The following is a 17452-nucleotide window of genomic DNA, read 5'->3' as shown; positions in this document are numbered from 1 at the left end:
CCCCGACGCACCGCCCACCCACCCGCCCCGGCGCGCCGGGGAAGGCTTAGCGCTTCAATTCACGCGACAGGGTGATCGGCGCAGTTTTTCCGGTCAGACGGGCGCGGTAGACCGCCAGGCTTTCCGTCACCCGCATCACGTAGTTTCGGGTTTCGCGAAACGGGATGTGTTCGATCCAGTCGACGATGTCCGTTGACCCCGCACGCACATTTCCGAACTGCTCGGACCACCTGCGCGACCGTGATGGCCCGGCGTTGTAGCCTGCGGAAATCAGCACCGGATTGCCACCGAATTGTTCGATCAGAAGCGCCAGGTATTCCGACCCCAGCCGCGTGTTATAGGCCGGGTCGCTGGTCAGGCGCGGGCGGGAATACTCCATGTCCAGCCGCGCGGCCATGTCCGACGCGGTGCCCGGCATCAGCTGCATCAGCCCGCGCGCGCCGACCCCTGACACGACCTCGGGGTCAAATTCACTTTCGCGCCGGGCAATTGCCAGTTCCAACGCGCGCGGCACTGTTCGGTTTCCGCGCCCGATGTCCGGGGTCGGGAAATAGGGCCGGGGCAGCACGTGCCCTTGTTTCACCGCCCGTTTGGCGATCATCACCTGCAAATGCGGCGCGTCCGCCGCTTCGGCCCAGTCGGTCAGCTGTCCGATTTCGGTGCGCCCCAAGCTTTCGGTCAGATGCACCGTGAAGCGTTCTGCCAGATACAATTCGCCAGCCGCCAGCAACATCCGGGCCGCATCCATCACGTCATCGCCCCAGAACGCGGCCTGGCGGTAGTCCGCGAAGGTCTCTGCACCGGTCAGGGTCGCATCCATCGTGATACCGGCCTTTTCGGCGGCCAACTGGCCATAGAAACTGGTCTGGAACTCGGCCCCGAACGCGTAAGCCGCCTGTGCCGCTTCGGTATTGCCCAAAGCGTCTTGCGCGCGGCCTTCCCAATACCCCGCACGGCCCAGGCTGATTGGTGTATCGACGCCCCGGCGGAAGGTCTGGAAATGCTCCAGCGCGGTGGTGGGGTCATCCAGCTTGCGCAGGGCAATGAAGCCCGCCAGCCACTCCAGATCGTTTTGATTCGACCCACCCGACAGGTGGTGGTTTGCGGCCAGGCGATAGGCCTGACGCGCCTGTCCGTCCCGCATCGACCATCGCGCCAACACGCGGCGCCAGCTGGCCCATTTTTCGGGCTCGCCCAGGGATGCGGCCGAGGTCGAGCGTTCCAGCGCCAGGTCTGCCGCATCCTGATTGCGCCCCTTGCTGGCGCGCCACAGGAACCGCTCATAGGCCAGGCCGGGATCGTCCTTCAGCGCCGCAGGCACGGCGTCAATCAGGGCATTTACACCGTCGCGCTTGCGCCTGAGGGCATAGCGCGCTTCGGCCAACGCGCGGTGATCCGTGCTGACACGGTCGAACATGCGCGGCGCTTCGTGGCGCGAGCCATTCCACAGCAGTTTGTCCAATCGCTGCCAGTGAAAGGGGCGCAAGGTGTCGCCATACGCCGCCAGGATTGCGGCCTCCTCCTCGCGGTCAATCGACAGGGAAATCCAGGCCAAGATGATCTGTTCTTTCGCCTCTTGCCCGTTTCCAGTCGCGGCCAGAGCTTGCGCATAGCGCAGCGCGCCGTTGCCGGTCTGGGGTGGTTGATCGCTGAAAAAGGCAAGCACCTGTGCAGGGTCCGCCCCCGCGCCAATCGCCACTTCGGAGCGTTTGCGCAGGTATTTCAAACCGGGCCAATCCGGGCGGCGGGTCAGAAAGGCACGCGCCTCGGCGAAGCTTCCCAGCCCTTCGCGCAGCCGGTTCCATTCGATCACATCACGCGCAAGGTCGCCTTGAGCCGCGGCCCGCGCGCCGTCCCAATCGTCCGCGCGCATCTTGTTCAGGGCCACGGCAAGACCGCCGTCCTGTGCCGTAACGGGCAAGGCAAGCGTGAAAATCACAAAAATCGGGCCGACGAGTCGGCGAAAAAGGCCAGTCATACAAAAAAGGTAGTGTCTGAGCGCATTAGCACAACACACAAACTTGGCATTTCGCCCCAACACGGCTAGTTTCCGCCGCGTTTGCACCCCGCGCGATTCACGCGCGTCACGAAATGAAAAATGGAGCGTGTCATGTTCAAAGGATCTCTTCCTGCCCTGGTCACGCCGTTCAAGGACGGCGCCGTGGATTTCGACGCGCTCAAACAGCTGGTCGAATGGCAGATCGACGAAGGTTCGAACGGGCTGGTGCCGGTGGGCACGACCGGGGAAAGCCCGACGCTGACCCATGACGAACACGAAGCGGTGGTCGAGGCCGTGGTGGCCGCAGCGGCGGGCCGTGTGCCGGTGATCGCCGGGGCCGGGTCGAACAACACCGCCGAAACCCTGCGCTTCATGCAGCACGCCAAAGCGGTCGGCGCGGCAGCCGGGCTGGTGGTTACGCCGTATTACAACAAGCCGACCCAGCGCGGGTTGATCGCGCATTACACTTCCGTTGCGGATGCGGTGGAGCTGCCGATCATCATCTACAACATTCCGGGCAGGTCGGTCGTGGACATGACGCCCGCGACGATGGGCGAACTGGCCAAGCACCCCAATATCGTCGGCGTGAAGGACGCGACCGGCGATCTCGCGCGGGTCAGCTGGCAGCGCATGACCTGTGGCCCGGACTTCTGCCAATTGTCGGGCGAAGACGCGACGGCGCACGGGTTCAACGCCCAGGGTGGCGTTGGCTGCATTTCGGTCACCGCGAACGTGGCGCCGGGTCTGTGCGCGGATCTGCAGGCCGCGACGCAGAAGGGTGATTATGCAAGCGCGCTTGAAATCTCGGACAAGCTGATGCCACTGCACAAGGCGATCTTTACCGAACCGGGTCTGGTCGGGGCCAAATACGGCCTGGCCAAGCTGGGCCGCTGCAGCGAAGAGGTCCGATCGCCCCTGACCGGACTGGAAGACAGCACCAAGGCCGCGATTGACGCGGCGATGGTCCACGCTGGCCTGCTGTAATGAGCTTCGAGAAACGCGAAGGCGAGGTTCAGCTTGCCTTCGATCCCGGCGACAGTGACGGTCCGCGCGTGGCCTTCATCGGCCATGTGCGGTCGCGCTGGCAGCCCGGCGATGCGCCGCGCAACATCGGCTCGGCCCGTGAGGCCGGGGGGGCCGCCACGGTCGAGCTTGAACCGGGCTATGCCCAGGGGCTTCAGGGGCTTGAAGTTGGGCGCCACATCATCGTGCTGTACTGGATGGATCGGGGGCGGCGTGACCTGATCGTGCAATCCCCGCGTCATACCGACAGCGGTCGCGGCGTATTTTCGTTGCGCAGCCCGGTGCGCCCGAATCCGATCGCCATGTCGACGGTGCGCATCACCGCGCTGGACATGGACGCGGGGGTGATCGGCATTGACGCGATCGATTGTTTCGATGGCACTCCGGTGGTGGACATCAAGCCATGGATCGAAACCATCGACATGCCACAGGGCTGAGACCGCGCCCGTTCCGCACTGGACAGCGTGTGTGTGGTTGCCTACATCCCGATCATGGCCAAGCAGAAACAAGACCCCAACTACAAGGTAATCGCCGAAAACCGGCGGGCCCGGCATGATTATGCAATCGAGGATGACCTTGAATGCGGCATCGTGCTGACCGGGTCCGAGGTGAAATCCCTGCGCCAGGGTGGGGCGAATATCGCCGAAAGCTATGCCGCTGTCGAGGATGGTGAGCTGTGGTTGGTCAATGGCCGGATCGCGGCTTATGCCCAAGCCAAAACCTGGGGGCATGAGGAAAGGCGCAAGCGCAAGCTGCTCGTCTCGAAAAAGGAAATGTCGCGGCTGTGGAATGCGACCCAGCGCAAGGGCATGACCCTTGTGCCGCTGGTGCTGTATTTCAACCACAAGGGCCTGGCGAAAATGAAGATCGGCATCGCCAAGGGCAAGACACACAGCGACAAACGCGCGTCGGCGGCCAAGCAGGACTGGAATCGCCAGAAGGCGCGCCTGATGCGCGACAGAGGCTGAGAGGGCGCCCCGGCGCGGCTCCCACCCTTGTCAACTTCGCGGCCTTGTCTGGTGCTGTGGCATCCCACCCCGCCGCGCCGGGACGCCCTAGCCCCGTCCGTGCGGTGCCGTCCAGTTCAGCACGGGATTGATCGGAATGATCCGGTGCGGATTGATCGTTTCGTGGCTGAAGTGATAGTGGCGCACGATGTGGTCGAAGTTCACCGTCTCGGCCACCCCCGGCCATTGATACAGCTCGCGCGCATAGGCCCACAGGGCCGGGTAATCGATCAGCCGCTTCCGGTTGCATTTGAAATGCAGGTGATAGACCGGGTCGAACCGGACCAGCGTGGTGAACAAGCGCCAGTCGGCTTCGGTGATCTTGTCGCCCATCAGGTATCTGTTGTGTGACAGTCGATCCTCCAGCCAGTCCAGTGTGTCGAACAGCGCCGTGACGGCCGTATCATAGGCCGGCTGCGACGTGGCGAACCCGGCGCGGTAAACGCCGTTGTTCACGTTGTCATAGACCCGCGTATTCACTGTCTCGATGTCGGTGTGCAGGGCGTCAGGCCAAAAATCATCGCGGTTGCCGGTCAACCCGTCGAATGCAGAATTGAACATTCGAATGATCTCGGCGCTTTCGTTGGACACGATTGTCTGGCTTTGCGTGTCCCACAGGATCGGCACCGTGACCCGACCCGAGACGCCGGGGTCGGCGCGGGTATAGATATCGCGGGCAAACGGCAGGTCATACAGCTGGTCGCCGGTTGCGCCGGGGAAATCCGTTGCGAAGGTCCAGCCGTCCGACAACATGTCGGGATGCACGACCGACACGCCGATGTGATCCGTCAGCCCCTTCAGCGCGCGAAAGATCAGCGTGCGATGCGCCCAGGGGCAGGCCAGCGACACATAGAGGTGATAGCGTCCGCTTTCAGCCGCAAAGCCGCCCACGCCCGACGGCCCCGGCGCGCCGTCGGGGGTGATCCAGTTGCGAAACCGTGCGGTTGAGCGCTGAAAGGCGCCTCCGGTCGATTTCGTATCGTACCAGGTATCCTGCCAGACCCCGTTTGCAAGCTGACCCATTGCGGCCTCCGTTTTTGTGTTCGTCAACATCTGGCCCTGGCCTGCGCCTGGGTAAACTGGCGGTCGCGCGCAGGGGCGTTGCAGTTCTGCACAGGTCCGCGCGGAAACAGAGTGTCGCGAAAGGTTAACTTGACGGCTACCAATCTCGTGCCATCATGGGTGCTCGATCTGGGAGGAGCGTCATGGAATTTCTGCCGAAAGAGGTGCGCGAGGGGCTGGAAGCCGCCCGCAAACGTGACCTGAAGAAAAAATCCCGCCTGCGCGTGCGCGTGGATGATGAGGTATTTCCGGTGCTGAAATCCTGGGACAACGGTTTTGCCCTGGACGCCGATCGCGCGCCGAAATTGCGTGGGCTTGTCGATCTCTATGATGGCGCGCGGCACCTGTATCAGTGCCTGATCGTGGCTTCGGAGGAAGAGCGTGGGCAGATGCGATATGAATTCAAACGCTCGACCGCCGCCGTGGATCGTGCGCCGCTGGACTTCGCGCGTGAGGAAAACGCACCGGTCGGTTTGATCGCGCAGTCAAGCTGAGGCGCAAAACTCAGGGCTGGATATCCACCCGCGTGCCGTTTGGCGTGATCCGCCACAACTCTTCGATTTCAGCGTCCGATACGGCAATGCAACCGGCGGTCCAGTCATAGGGGATCGCCCCGATCCGCCCCAGCCCGTTGGGTTGCCCGTGAATGAAGATGTCCCCGCCCGGACTGACCCCCGCCGCCCTTGCCTGCGCACGGTCCTCGGCCTGCGGATAATCGATGCCAAGCGACAGGTGATAGGCGCTTTGCGGGTTGCGGCGGGTGATCGTGAAGCGGCCTTCGGGCGTCTTTCCGTCGCCTTCCTGCACCTTGTCGCCCTCGGGCGCGAACCCCAGCGCGATGCGGTAGCTGCGCAGCGCCTCGTCGTCCCGATACACAGTCAGGCGGCGGGCGGATTTCTCGATCAGGATACGGTCGATCTGCCCTGCCAGCGGGGCCAAGGGTGGCGGCGTGACTGGCGCGGTGCGGTCCCACAGAAAGACCGCGACCGCCGCCACCAGCACCAGAAAGGTCAGCGCGGAAAAGACCCGCGCCAGCCGTCTCATTGCAGATCGGCGAAGGCCTTCTGCATCCGCTCGACCGCTTCGACCACCCGCGCACGCGGTGTGGCCAGGTTGAACCGCAGGAAGCTGTCGCCGCCTGACCCGAACGTCGGCCCGTGGTTGGCCGCAATGCGCGCGTCCCGCTCGGTCCGTCGGGTGAACTCCTCACGCGTCATGCCGGTCGCGGCAAAATCGACCCAGGCAAGATACGTCGCCTCAAGCGGCATCGAGGCAAGGCCGGGAATGGCGTTGATCCCGTCGTCAAACAAGCGCCGGTTGCCGTCCAGATAGGTGACCAATTCGTCCACCCAGGCAGCACCTTCGGGGGAGTAAGCAGCCTCGGCCATGTAAAGCCCGAAGGAATTGGGTGACAGGCCCAGCGCCGCCATGCGTTTGGCGAACGCGGCGCGCAGGGTCTCATCGGGGATGATCACGTTGCCCGAATGGCTGCCTGCAATGTTGAAGGTCTTGGTCGTGGCGGTCATCATCACCAGCCGGTCCTCGATCCCGTCGATCGCCGTCATGGGAATATGCGCCGCGCCGGGCATCACCAGGTCATGGTGGATTTCGTCCGACACCAGGATCAGGTCGTGCCGCTTGGCGAAATCCGCAACGCCCTGAAGCTCACCCTTGGTCCAGACACGGCCACCGGGGTTGTGCGGCGAACACAGGATGACCAGTTTCTCATTCCCCGTCATCGCCGCATCATAGGCGTCGAAATCATATTCATACCGGCCCGCGGTGTTGACCAGCGGCATTTCCACCACCTGACGCCCGGCGGCTTCGATCACGCGGGCAAACGCGTGATAGACGGGGGTGAACAGCACAACGCCATCCCCAGGCCGGGTATAGGCGTCGATGCACATGCCGGTTCCGTTCACCAGACCATGCGTGGTGAAGATCGCGGCTGGATCGACCTTCCAGCCATGGCGGTTTTCCATCCACCAGCAGATCGCATTGCGATACGCGTCGTCGTCGCCGTAATAGCCGTAAACGCCGTGGTCCAGCATGCCCTGCAACGCGTCCTGCACGCAGGCGGGGGGGCGGAAATCCATGTCGGCGACCCACATGGAGATGCCATCCTTGGCAGGCACGCCATAGATCTTCTCCATCATGTCCCATTTCACGGAATGTGTGCCGAAGCGGTCGATGTCCTCGTCGAAATTCATGGGGCTCTCCGTTTGTGTTCCTGCGCCAAGCTAACGGGCTTTCGCTTGTGCGCAAGGGAGATTGCGAAGCGCGGGCGCATCCCCTAAATGATGGGCATGAGCATTCGACCGATCCTGATCCACCCCGACCCGCGCCTGAAAAAGGTCTGCGACGCCGTGCCCGACCTGTCGGACGAGTTGCGCGTGCTGGCCGATGACATGCTGGAAACCATGTATGACGCGCCGGGCATTGGCCTGGCCGCGCCACAGATCGGTGTGATCCAACGCCTGATCGTGCTGGATTGCGTGAAGGAGGAAGGCGCCGCGCCGCAGCCCTTGGTCATGTTTAACCCGGAAATCATTCGCAGCTCGGATGACACCAGCGTGTATGAGGAAGGCTGCCTGTCGATCCCCGAACAATACGCCGAAGTCACCCGCCCCGCCGAGGTCGGCGTGCGCTGGCTGGACCGCGACGGGAACGAGCAAGAGCGTGACTTTGACGGGCTCTGGGCGACCTGTGTGCAGCACGAGATTGACCATTTGGATGGCAAGCTGTTCATCGACTACCTCAAACCGCTGAAGCGCCAGATGATCACCCGCCGGATGCAGAAGCTGAAACGCGAACGGGCCCGGCTGTGACCCACCGTCCCTTTGTCATGTGGCCCGACAAGCGGCTGCGCACGGCGGCCGAACCGGTGACGGAAATCACCGATGACATTCGCACCATCTGGGATGAGATGATCGAGGCGATGGACGCCATGCCCGGCGTGGGCCTTGCTGCGCCGCAGCTTGGCATCATGCTGCGCCTGGCCGTGGTCGATGCCTCGGAGGAACGCGGGAAAGCGGTGCGCATGGCGAACCCCGAAATCCTGCACAGCTCGATCGAGTTTCGCGAGCACGAAGAGGCCAGCCCGAACCTGCCCGGCCTGTCTGCGGGCTTCAAACGCCCGCGCGCGGTGACGGTGCGGTTTCTCAATGATCAGGGCGTGATCGACCGCAAGGATTTCGTCGGCATCTGGGCCACCTCGGTGCAGCACCAGATCGACCATTTGAACGGGCGGATGTATTTCGACAACCTGTCGAAAACCCGCCGCGACATGCTGTTGAAAAAGGCAAGGAAACTGGCGCGATGAAAGTTGTGTTCATGGGCACGCCAGAATTTTCCGTTCCGGTTCTTGAGGCGCTGGTCGCCGCCGGTCACGAAATCGTCGCGGTCTATTGCCAGCCGCCGCGCCCCGCGGGACGCGGCAAGAAGGACCGCCCGACCCCGGTCCATGCCCGCGCCTTGGAGCTTGGTCTGGAGGTGCGCCACCCCGTGTCCCTTCGCACCGCGGAAGCACAAGCCGAGTTCGCAGCCCTTGGCGCCGATATCGGTGTGGTTGTGGCTTATGGGCTTATCCTGCCGCAGGCCATCCTGGACGCCCCCGCGCGCGGCTGTCTGAACATCCACGCATCCCTGTTGCCGCGCTGGCGCGGGGCCGCGCCGATCCATCGCGCGATCCTGTCGGGGGATGCGGAAACCGGGATCTGCATCATGCAGATGGACGCCGGTCTGGACACCGGCCCGGTGCTGCTGCGCGATGCGCTTGAGATTGGGGTCGAAGAAACGACCGCACAGTTGCACGACCGGCTGAGCGCGGTGGGCGCGCGTCTGATCGTTCAGGCGCTGGGCCAGCTGGATAGCCTGACCCCCGTAGCCCAACCCGACGACGGCGTGACCTATGCGCAGAAAATTGACAAGACCGAGGCGCGGATCGACTGGACCCGTCCGGCGGTCGAGGTTGACCGGCTGATCCGCGGCCTGTCGCCGTTCCCCGGCGCGAAATGCGACATTGGCGGCGAGCAGGTGAAGCTTTTGACCAGCCGTCTGGCCGACGGGCAGGGCACCCCGGGGCAGGTGCTGCACGGGCTGGTGATCGCCTGCGGTGACGGCGCGGTTGAGGTTCTGAGCGCGCAACGCCCCGGTAAACGCGCGATGCAGGCCCAGGACTTCCTGCGCGGGTTCGAAATGCCAGATCGCGTCAGCTAGGCTTCACATTCGCGCGAAAAACCCCATATTGGGGTTATGCCTATCATGCTTCTCATCATCATCGGCGCGGCTGCCGGGTTTTTGGCCACACGGATCATGGATATTGATGCCAACGTGCCGACCACCATCGCCATTGGCGTGCTGGGCGCCTTGATCGGCGGGCTGCTGTTGCGCTTCCTGTTGACGTTGACCGGCATGGCCTTCGGCTTTGTCGGCGCGCTGTTGGGGGCAGTGTTTCTGATCTGGGCCTGGCAGACCTACATCAAATAGGCCCGCTCAACCCTTCTTGAACGGCGCCATGCCTTCGCGCGCCAATTCGTCCGCGCGCTCGTTTTCCGGGTGGCCTGCGTGGCCCTTGACCCATTCCCAGGTCACCGCGTGACGCGCCTGCGCCTCATCCAGCCGCACCCACAGATCCGCGTTTTTCACCGGCTTTTTCGCCGAGGTCTTCCACCCGTTGCGTTTCCAGCCGTGGATCCATCCGGTCACGCCGTTCTTCACATACTGGCTGTCGGTGATCACCGTGATCGCACAGGGTTTGCCCAGCGTCTCCAGCGCGTTGATCGCGGCCAGAAGCTCCATCCGGTTGTTCGTGGTCTCGCCATCGCCGCCCTTCAGGGCGCGTTCCTTGACCAGCTTGCCGCCTTCCTTGGCCTGAAGCAGCGCGCCCCAGCCGCCCGGCCCCGGATTGCCGGAACAGGCCCCGTCAGTATAGGCAAAGAACTCAGCCATGGGCACGCACCACGATCCAGTCGGAGACCGAGCCGTCCAGCCCGGTGCCCGCCCCGGTTTGAGTGGCAAAGGGCGTGAACCCAGCGTGTGTCAGAAGCTGCACCAGCTCCTCCTCTTTATAATAAGCATAGAAGCGGCCGATTTTATCGCGGGCTTCGCCGTCCCCCAGTTTCGTGCCGATGTGAAAAACCCCGCCAGAGCGGATCGCGCGATACAGGTCAGAAAGAATGCCAGGCAGGGCGGATTTCGGCGCGTGCAACAGGCTGAAGTTGGCCCAAATGCCGTCATAGCCATCCTCGGCGTCGATTTCCTCGAACCGTGCCAGGCGGGCGGGCACGCCCTGGGCGCGGGCATGGTCCACCATCGCCTGTGATCCATCCACCGCATCGACCGTCACGCCCGCGGCTTGAAACACCAACGCGCAATGGCCGGGGCCACAGCCCAGGTCGAGCACCGTGGCGTTTTCCGGCAGCGCACTCACGAACGCCTCAAGGCCCGGCGTGTCGTCCTCTCCGACCATTCTGGCGTAGTCCTGCGCCTTGGCGTCATAAACGGAAAGCGTCTTTGCGTCGTGGCTCATGAGGCGTCTCTCAGCACGCGGGGCACTTTGAATTCGATGTTTTCCTGCGCGGTTTCGACAAGCTCTAGCGCCACGTCGAACCGGTTGCGGAAGGCGTCGATCACCTCGTCGACCAGAACCTGCGGCGCCGAGGCACCGGCGGTCAGACCCACCGCGCCCACGCCTTCCAACGCGCGCCAGTCGATGTCGGTGGCGCGTTGCACCAGCATCGCATAATCACAGCCCGCCGCGCGGGCCACTTCGACAAGACGGCGCGAGTTTGACGAGTTCGGCGCGCCGATGACCAGCAGCGCCTGCACTTTCGGCGCGACGGCCTTCACGGCCTCCTGCCGGTTGGTTGTGGCGTAACAGATGTCTTCCTTGTGCGGCCCGACGATGGCGGGAAAGCGCGCTTTCAAAGCCGCAACGATCCCCGCCGTGTCATCCACCGACAGGGTGGTCTGGGTGATATAGGCCAGCCGCGCGGGGTCGCGCGGGCGCAGCTGCGCCACGTCCTCGGGCGTTTCGACCAGCAGAACCTCGCCATCGGGCAATTGCCCCATTGTACCGATGGTTTCCGGGTGGCCCTCATGCCCAATCATGATCATCTGCAACCCGTTCTCATGGTGTCGCTCGGCCTCGATATGCACCTTTGAAACCAACGGGCAGGTGGCGTCGACATAGACCATGTTGCGCCGCTCAGCCTCGGCCGGCACCGCCTTGGCCACGCCATGCGCCGAGAAGATCACCGGGCGATCGGTTGGCGCCTCGTCCAACTCCTCGACAAACACCGCGCCCTTTTCGCGCAGGGCATCCACCACGAATTTGTTGTGCACGATTTCGTGGCGCACATAGATCGGCGCGCCCCATTTCTCGATCGCCATCTCGACGATCTTGATCGCGCGGTCCACGCCGGCGCAGAACCCGTTCGGGGCCGCCAGATACAGGGTCAGGGGGGGCTTGGTCATCGCATCCGCCATTTGTTCAACGGCCCACAGATAGCGTGGGGAAGCTGGCGGGGTCCATATGGAAAAGCCGGGGTGAGTGAACCCCGGCTTGTCCTGTGTCGTCAGTCTTCGTCGCTTACATCTTCGCGCTCAAACTCGCGCGGTTCCCGCGGCGGGTGCCCGATCACGTCTTTCAGCTCATCCAGCTCGATGAAATTGTCGGCCTGGCGGCGCAGTTCGTCCGCGATCATCGGCGGTTGTGACCGGATTGTGGACACGACCGAAACGCGCACACCTTTGCGTTGCAGCGCAGCCACCAATGGGCGGAAGTCGCCATCGCCCGAGAACAGCACGATGTGATCCACATGGGCGGCAAGTTCCAGGGCATCGACAGTCAGCTCGATGTCCATGTTGCCTTTGACTTTCCGGCGCCCCATTGAATCCGTGTATTCCTTGGCCGGTTTGGTGACCATGGAGAACCCGTTGTAGTGCAGCCAGTCGACCAATGGACGGATCGGCGAATAGTCGTCGTTCTCAAGCAACGCGGTGTAGTAGAACGCGCGCAAGAGCTTGCCACGGCGCATGAATTCGGCGCGCAGCAGCTTGTAGTCGATGTCGAAACCAAGCGACTTCGCCGCCGCGTACAGGTTCGATCCATCAATGAACAGCGCAAGCCGTTCGTCTTTGTAGAACATAATTATTCCTTCCGAATTCTTTCGCCGAACATCGTCGTGAGTGGTAAGGGAATGATCAATACGTCGACGAAAGGTCCGGGCAATCTAAGGATTAATCATGGTGCCGCAACCCTCGCCCCCTTCGAAAACGCGCAAAAAAGCGCTTATCGCGTTGGGTGGAAACGTCACTTCTACCCAAGGTGGGCCGGTGGCCACGCTGTCTCGCGCACTGGATGCACTGGCCGGGTCAGGGGTTGAAATCAGCGCCTGTAGCCGCTTTTACCAAACCCCCTGTTTTCCGCCCGGCGCGGGGCCGGATTTCGTGAACGCCTGTGCCGCTGTGCTGACCGATCTGGGACCAGAGGATCTGTTGGCGCGTCTGCACGAGATCGAGGCCGACTTCGGCCGCGAACGGGACGAGCGCTGGGGCGCGCGCCCACTGGATCTGGATTTGCTGGCTTACGGCGATGCGGTGCGGCCCGACCAGACCACTTTTGCCGTCTGGCGCGACCTGCCGCTTGACGTGCAAAAGACCCGCGCGCCGACGCAGTTGATCCTGCCGCACCCCCGACTGCAGGACCGGGGTTTCGTACTGATTCCCCTTGCCGACATCGCGCCCGATTGGCGCCACCCCGTATCGGGGCAAACCGTGGCCGAGATGGTCCAGGCCCTGCCAGAGGCCGAGAAAACCGACATTGTGCCGCTTTGACGGGGGGTTGAGGCGCTGAATCCGCTTGTCATTGGCGGGTCGCCCCCCTAAATAGGCGTTTCACACCCCCTTCGAAGGATGGAGCTGACCATGGCCCGCGTGACGGTTGAAGATTGCGTTGACAAGGTTCCGAACCGGTTTGAACTGGTAATGCTGGCGTCGCATCGCGCCCGCGAGATTTCGGCCGGTGCCGAAATCACCGTGGACCGCGACAACGACAAGAACCCCGTTGTGTCCCTGCGTGAAATCGCGGACGAGACCCAGACGGCGGATGAGCTGCGCGAGCGCATGATCGAAAGCCACCAGACCCAGATCGAGGTGGACGAGCCGGAAGAAGACAGCATGGCGCTTCTGATGGGGGCCGAGGCCGCCGACAAGCCGGCCGAGGACGACATGTCCGAAGAAAAACTCCTGCGCGCGCTGATGGAAGCGCAAGGGCAGGGCTGAGAGGCGTCAAAGCCTCCGCAAGGCGGACCTGATGAGCGACATCCTGGAGCTTGATCCCGAAGAACTGGTCGCCCAGGTCCGCGCCTATAATCCGAAGTCCAACAGTGACATGATCCGTGACGCGTTTCGCTATGGCGACGCGATGCACGAAGGTCAGTATCGTCATTCCGGCGAAAAGTATTTCACCCACCCGGTCGCGGTGGCGATGATCCTGGCCGAAATGCAGCTGGACGATGCAACCATCATCACAGCCCTGCTCCATGACGTGATTGAGGACACCAAGTCGACCTATGGCGCGGTGACCGACATGTTTTCGTCCGAAGTGGCCGAGCTTGTGGATGGGGTTACCAAGCTGACGAACCTGCAATTGTCGTCCTCTGAAACCAAGCAGGCGGAAAACTTCCGCAAACTGTTCATGGCGATGTCCAAAGACATGCGCGTGATCCTGGTGAAGCTGGCCGATCGGTTGCACAACATGCGCACGATCCGCGCGATGCGGCCGGACAAGCAGGCACAGAAATCGCGCGAGACGATGGATATCTATGCCCCGCTGGCCGGGCGTATGGGGATGCAATGGATGCGCGAAGAGCTGGAAGATCTGGCGTTTCACGTTCTGAATCCCGAAGGCCGCACATCGATCATCCGCCGCTTCATCCGCCTGCAAAAGGAAAGCGGCGATGTGATCCACAAGATCACCAGCGACATCCGGGTCGAGATGGAAAAGACCGGGATCGAGGCCGAGGTCTTTGGCCGCGCCAAGAAGCCCTATTCGATCTGGCGCAAGATGCAGGAAAAAGAGCAAAGCTTTTCACGCCTGTCCGACACCTATGGCTTTCGCGTCATCACCCGGAACGAGGCCGATTGCTACCGCGTGCTTGGGGCGATCCATCAGCGTTGGCGCGCCGTGCCGGGGCGGTTCAAAGATTACATCAGCCAGCCAAAATCGAACGGCTATCGCTCGATCCACACAACCGTGTCGGGGCGTGACGGCAAGCGGGTCGAGGTGCAAATCCGCACCCGTCAGATGCACGAGGTGGCCGAGGCCGGCGTTGCTGCGCATTGGTCCTATCGCGACGGGGTGCGGGTGGAAAACCCCTTTGCCGTGGACCCGGCCAAGTGGATCGCGACCCTGACCGAGCGGTTCGAAACCGCCGAAGACCACGACGAATTTCTGGAGCACGTGAAGTTGGAAATGTATTCCGACCAGGTGTTCTGCTTCACCCCGAAGGGCGAGGTGGTGAAGCTGCCGCGCGGCGCGACGCCGCTGGATTTCGCCTATGCGATCCACACGCGGATCGGCAACAGCTGCGTCGGCGCCAAGGTCGATGGCATTCGCGTGCCGCTTTGGACCCGTGTGAAAAACGGCCAGTCGGTCGAGATCATGACCGCCGAGGGGCAATCGCCCCAGGCCACCTGGATTGACATCGTGGTGACCGGCCGCGCCAAGGCCGCCATCCGCAAATCCTTGCGCGAAGAAGACCGCGAGCGGTATGTGAAACTGGGTCGCGAACTGGCACGGGTGGCGTTTGAACACGTGGGCCGCAAGGCGACCGACAAGGCGCTCTCGACGGCGGCGAAGCAGTTGCGGCTGGACAATTCCGATGAACTTCTGGCCCGTCTGGGCAGCGCCGAGCTGACCGCCCGCGACGTGGTCTCCGCGCTGTATCCCGAAGCAATTTCGGTCGAGGATGAAATCGACGTGGCCGCCGCCGTGGTCGGGCTGGAACCCGGTCAGACCTTCAACCGCGCGCAATGTTGCCAGCCGGTGCCGGGCGAACGCATTGTCGGCATCACCTATCGCGGCAAGGGCGTGATGATCCACACGATCGACTGTCAGGCCTTGGAAGAGTTGGCTGATGACAGCGGACGCTGGGTTGATCTGCAATGGCATTCCGGCAAGCACCCGGCGGTGCATTCCGTCAGCCTCGATATCACCATTTCGAACGACGCGGGTGTGTTGGGGCGGATTTGTTCGTTGATCGGTGAACAGAACGCCAATATTTCGGACCTGAGGTTCATGGACCGCAAACCCGATTTCTATCGCCTGATCGTCGATGTAGATTTGCGAGATATTGAACATCTGCATGCCGTTATGTTGATATTAGAAGCAGACAGCGACGTGGCCAGCCTCAAACGGCACCGCAACCTGGATCGCAAACCGTAAGCTGCCGGACCGAAGGGGGTGGGCATTGTTCAAACGTAACCCGCGCTCTTATCTGCGCATCGTGGCGGAGTTCTTCTATCCGCGCGGTGGCTGGTATCGTGCGGCGGGCTACGTGGCACATCGCCTGCGCCGTCTGCCCGATCCGCCGCACCGGATTTCGCGCGGCATTGCCTCGGGTGTCTTTGCCTGTTTCACCCCGTTTTTTGGGCTGCATTTCCTGACGGCCATCATCGTGGCCTTCGTCATTCGCGGCAATATCATCGCCGCGCTGCTGGCGACCTTCTTTGGCAATCCCCTGACCTTCCCGCTGATCGCTGAGCTGTCGATCACGCTGGGGTCGCGGATCATGGATCTGCCGATCAACATGCACCTGCCGCAGATCATCGAAGCCTTCTGGCGTGCGACGGGGGACCTGTGGCACAACTTCATGGCCGCCTTTACCGACGATGTGGCGCATTGGGGCGGGCTCCGGCGGTTCATGTCGCAAGTGTTCCTGCCATATCTGGTGGGCGGCCTGGTGCCCGGCATCGCGGCCGGCATGATCGCCTATGGCCTGTCGCGACCGGTCATCCACGCCTATCAACGGCGGCGGATCAGGAAGCTGAAGGCCCGGTATGAAAAACGCATGTCCGCACAGACCGGAGAGGCTGACGCGGGTGAATAAACGCGCTACATCTGGCGCAAGGTGTCGTCAGAGGGAGCGCGAAAGATGACCGAATATCTTGGCAAATTGCGGCTGGGCGTGAATATCGACCACGTCGCCACCGTGCGCAATGCACGCGGCTCGGCCTATCCCGACCCGATCCGGGCGGCGAAGCTGGCCGAGGAGGCCGGCGCCGACGGCATCACCGCCCACCTGCGCGAAGACCGCCGCCACATCGGTGACGCAGATATCGACGGGCTGATGGAGGCCCTGACCGTACCGCTGAATTTTGAGATGGCCGCGACGGATGAAATGCAGGCAATTGCCCTGCGTCATAAACCCCACGCCGTCTGCATCGTGCCGGAAAAGCGCGAAGAGGTGACGACCGAGGGTGGGTTGGAAGTGGCGCGGCAGGAAAACCGCCTGGCCCATTTCATCGACCCGTTGCGCCAGGCTGGCTGCCGTGTGTCGATCTTCATCGCCGCCGACAAGCCCCAGATCGAAGCCGCCGCGCGCATCGGCGCGGCTGTGGTCGAACTTCACACCGGCGCCTATTGCGACTTCCACGCCGAGGGAAAGTTCGCCGAGCGTGACGCCGAACTGGACCGCCTACGCGAGATGTCCACCTTTACCCACGCGCTGGGGCTGGAGGTTCACGCGGGCCACGGGCTGACCTATGACACAGTGCAACCGGTCGCGGCTTTTCCCGAGATCATGGAGCTTAACATCGGTCATTTCCTGATCGGCGAGGCGATCTTTCGCGGCCTGACCCCGGCCATCGCCGAAATGCGCCGCCTGATGGATGAGGCACGCGCATGATCCGCTGGTTGGCGGCTCTGGCCCTGCTGGCGGCGCCTGCCGCCGCGCAAAACGTCGAGGATTGTGACTGGCGCGCTTCCGCCCGAAACCTTGTCGAACCCTGGGATGAAACCAGCCGCACCTTTTCAAATGGCAAAGTACGCCTGGCGCTGCTCGACACGATCGAACCTGCCGCGGGCGCACTGCACCTTCTGGTGATTTCCCCGCCCTATGCAGAACTGGGCGATGCGCAGTGCAAGGTCATCAGTTGGGCGGGGAGTGTTGGCTTCTCCGGCCTTCTGTTCGACCAGCTTGAGGCACACTATGACCCCACCACCGGGCTGCAATTCGCAATGCCCGCCATCATATACATGCCAGAAGACGGGTTCGTGAATTCGACCGTTTTGAATTTCACGCTGAACCAGGCCACCGGCGATATCAACGCCTGGGTCAATCTGGGAGGAGAATGA

The 17452-nt window shown here is 62.8% G+C and carries 22 protein-coding genes; 14 read left to right on the top strand and 8 right to left on the bottom strand.

All coding sequences use genetic code 11. The features are described 5' to 3' along the window. Nucleotides 1–46: 46 nt before the first annotated feature. Nucleotides 47–1939, bottom strand: a complete 1893-nt coding sequence (locus MN188_RS10145) for a lytic transglycosylase domain-containing protein (protein ID WP_242108829.1) — start codon at nucleotides 1937–1939, stop codon at nucleotides 47–49. Between the two features lie 171 nt (nucleotides 1940–2110). On the opposite strand from MN188_RS10145, the gene dapA reads away from it, so the two are divergent. The 3 genes from dapA to smpB are packed head-to-tail and all read left to right on the top strand — an operon-like array spanning nucleotide 2111 to nucleotide 3990. Next, a complete protein-coding gene (gene dapA / locus MN188_RS10140) occupies nucleotides 2111–2983 on the top strand; it encodes a 4-hydroxy-tetrahydrodipicolinate synthase (protein WP_242108828.1) in 873 nt (290 codons plus the stop codon). After that, complete coding sequence (gene tsaA / locus MN188_RS10135; RefSeq protein WP_242108826.1) at nucleotides 2983–3459, top strand: tRNA (N6-threonylcarbamoyladenosine(37)-N6)-methyltransferase TrmO; 477 nt, start codon at nucleotides 2983–2985, stop codon at nucleotides 3457–3459. Before dapA ends, tsaA begins: the two co-directional genes overlap by 1 nt. 54 nt (nucleotides 3460–3513) lie before the next feature. Then, entirely contained in the window at nucleotides 3514–3990 is a 477-nt protein-coding gene (gene smpB / locus MN188_RS10130) for an SsrA-binding protein SmpB (RefSeq protein ID WP_242108824.1), read from the top strand. Between the two features lie 87 nt (nucleotides 3991–4077). On the opposite strand, the gene MN188_RS10125 is transcribed toward smpB, so the two are convergent. Then, nucleotides 4078–5052 (bottom strand): glutathione S-transferase family protein, encoded by a 975-nt coding sequence (locus MN188_RS10125; RefSeq protein WP_242108822.1) that lies wholly within the window; start codon nucleotides 5050–5052, stop codon nucleotides 4078–4080. Between the two features lie 182 nt (nucleotides 5053–5234). Here MN188_RS10125 and MN188_RS10120 point away from each other — a divergent pair, with 182 nt between their 5' ends. Continuing rightward, the gene (locus tag MN188_RS10120) at nucleotides 5235–5585 is read left to right on the top strand and encodes a hypothetical protein (protein ID WP_242108820.1); all 351 of its coding nucleotides are present in this window, start codon (nucleotides 5235–5237) and stop codon (nucleotides 5583–5585) included. 10 nt (nucleotides 5586–5595) lie between these two features. Here MN188_RS10120 and MN188_RS10115 read toward each other — a convergent pair whose 3' ends face one another. Together MN188_RS10115 and MN188_RS10110 are read right to left on the bottom strand one after the other, a co-directional pair. After that, nucleotides 5596–6135 carry a L,D-transpeptidase family protein gene (locus MN188_RS10115; RefSeq protein WP_242108817.1) on the bottom strand — a complete coding sequence of 180 codons (540 nt, stop codon included), beginning with the start codon at nucleotides 6133–6135 and terminating at the stop codon, nucleotides 5596–5598. Further along, nucleotides 6132–7301 carry a MalY/PatB family protein gene (locus MN188_RS10110; protein ID WP_242108815.1) on the bottom strand — a complete coding sequence of 390 codons (1170 nt, stop codon included), beginning with the start codon at nucleotides 7299–7301 and terminating at the stop codon, nucleotides 6132–6134. The genes MN188_RS10115 and MN188_RS10110 overlap by 4 nt, the downstream gene beginning before the upstream one ends. 96 nt (nucleotides 7302–7397) lie before the next feature. On the opposite strand from MN188_RS10110, the gene def (MN188_RS10105) reads away from it, so the two are divergent. From def (MN188_RS10105) to MN188_RS10090, 4 genes are read left to right on the top strand one after another with little or no spacing between them, the layout of a single operon-like run. Then, nucleotides 7398–7919, top strand: coding sequence for a peptide deformylase (def, locus tag MN188_RS10105; RefSeq protein WP_242108813.1), 522 nt, complete (start codon nucleotides 7398–7400; stop codon nucleotides 7917–7919). Nucleotides 7920–7936: 17 nt separating this feature from the next. Then, nucleotides 7937–8413 (top strand): peptide deformylase, encoded by a 477-nt coding sequence (gene def / locus MN188_RS10100; protein WP_275116179.1) that lies wholly within the window; start codon nucleotides 7937–7939, stop codon nucleotides 8411–8413. Beyond that, complete coding sequence (gene fmt, locus MN188_RS10095; protein WP_242108809.1) at nucleotides 8410–9309, top strand: methionyl-tRNA formyltransferase; 900 nt, start codon at nucleotides 8410–8412, stop codon at nucleotides 9307–9309. Before def (MN188_RS10100) ends, fmt begins: the two co-directional genes overlap by 4 nt. A 36-nt stretch (nucleotides 9310–9345) precedes the next feature. Further along, complete coding sequence (locus MN188_RS10090; protein ID WP_242108808.1) at nucleotides 9346–9579, top strand: GlsB/YeaQ/YmgE family stress response membrane protein; 234 nt, start codon at nucleotides 9346–9348, stop codon at nucleotides 9577–9579. Nucleotides 9580–9585: 6 nt separating this feature from the next. Here MN188_RS10090 and rnhA read toward each other — a convergent pair whose 3' ends face one another. The 4 genes from rnhA to MN188_RS10070 form a co-directional block, all read right to left on the bottom strand. After that, nucleotides 9586–10041 (bottom strand): ribonuclease HI, encoded by a 456-nt coding sequence (gene rnhA, locus MN188_RS10085; RefSeq protein WP_242108806.1) that lies wholly within the window; start codon nucleotides 10039–10041, stop codon nucleotides 9586–9588. Further along, nucleotides 10034–10621 carry a class I SAM-dependent DNA methyltransferase gene (locus MN188_RS10080; protein ID WP_242108804.1) on the bottom strand — a complete coding sequence of 196 codons (588 nt, stop codon included), beginning with the start codon at nucleotides 10619–10621 and terminating at the stop codon, nucleotides 10034–10036. Before MN188_RS10080 ends, rnhA begins: the two co-directional genes overlap by 8 nt. After that, a complete protein-coding gene (ispH, locus tag MN188_RS10075) occupies nucleotides 10618–11568 on the bottom strand; it encodes a 4-hydroxy-3-methylbut-2-enyl diphosphate reductase (protein WP_242108802.1) in 951 nt (316 codons plus the stop codon). Before ispH ends, MN188_RS10080 begins: the two co-directional genes overlap by 4 nt. Before the next feature lie 101 nt (nucleotides 11569–11669). Further along, entirely contained in the window at nucleotides 11670–12242 is a 573-nt protein-coding gene (locus MN188_RS10070) for a LabA-like NYN domain-containing protein (RefSeq protein WP_242108800.1), read from the bottom strand. 97 nt (nucleotides 12243–12339) lie between these two features. Between MN188_RS10070 and folK the strand changes: the two genes are divergently transcribed. The 6 genes from folK (at nucleotide 12340) to MN188_RS10040 (ending at nucleotide 17452) form a co-directional block, all read left to right on the top strand. Continuing rightward, nucleotides 12340–12930, top strand: a complete 591-nt coding sequence (gene folK / locus MN188_RS10065) for a 2-amino-4-hydroxy-6-hydroxymethyldihydropteridine diphosphokinase (RefSeq protein WP_242108798.1) — start codon at nucleotides 12340–12342, stop codon at nucleotides 12928–12930. A gap of 90 nt (nucleotides 12931–13020) precedes the next feature. Continuing rightward, nucleotides 13021–13377 (top strand): DNA-directed RNA polymerase subunit omega, encoded by a 357-nt coding sequence (gene rpoZ / locus MN188_RS10060; RefSeq protein WP_242108796.1) that lies wholly within the window; start codon nucleotides 13021–13023, stop codon nucleotides 13375–13377. Between the two features lie 31 nt (nucleotides 13378–13408). Beyond that, nucleotides 13409–15541 carry a RelA/SpoT family protein gene (locus tag MN188_RS10055; RefSeq protein WP_242108794.1) on the top strand — a complete coding sequence of 711 codons (2133 nt, stop codon included), beginning with the start codon at nucleotides 13409–13411 and terminating at the stop codon, nucleotides 15539–15541. A gap of 25 nt (nucleotides 15542–15566) precedes the next feature. Then, entirely contained in the window at nucleotides 15567–16205 is a 639-nt protein-coding gene (locus MN188_RS10050) for a DUF2062 domain-containing protein (RefSeq protein WP_242108792.1), read from the top strand. A gap of 45 nt (nucleotides 16206–16250) precedes the next feature. Further along, on the top strand, nucleotides 16251–17003 hold the full coding sequence (locus MN188_RS10045) for a pyridoxine 5'-phosphate synthase (RefSeq protein WP_242108790.1): 753 nt from the start codon (nucleotides 16251–16253) through the stop codon (nucleotides 17001–17003). After that, nucleotides 17000–17452 carry a hypothetical protein gene (locus MN188_RS10040; RefSeq protein ID WP_242108789.1) on the top strand — a complete coding sequence of 151 codons (453 nt, stop codon included), beginning with the start codon at nucleotides 17000–17002 and terminating at the stop codon, nucleotides 17450–17452. The genes MN188_RS10045 and MN188_RS10040 overlap by 4 nt, the downstream gene beginning before the upstream one ends.

The organism is Aliiroseovarius subalbicans, from assembly GCF_022678625.1.
In the GTDB taxonomy this organism is placed as follows: domain Bacteria; phylum Pseudomonadota; class Alphaproteobacteria; order Rhodobacterales; family Rhodobacteraceae; genus Aliiroseovarius_A; species Aliiroseovarius_A subalbicans.
The sequence above is the reverse complement of the archived record's forward strand: the minus strand, read 5'-3'. Positions and strand labels throughout refer to the sequence as shown.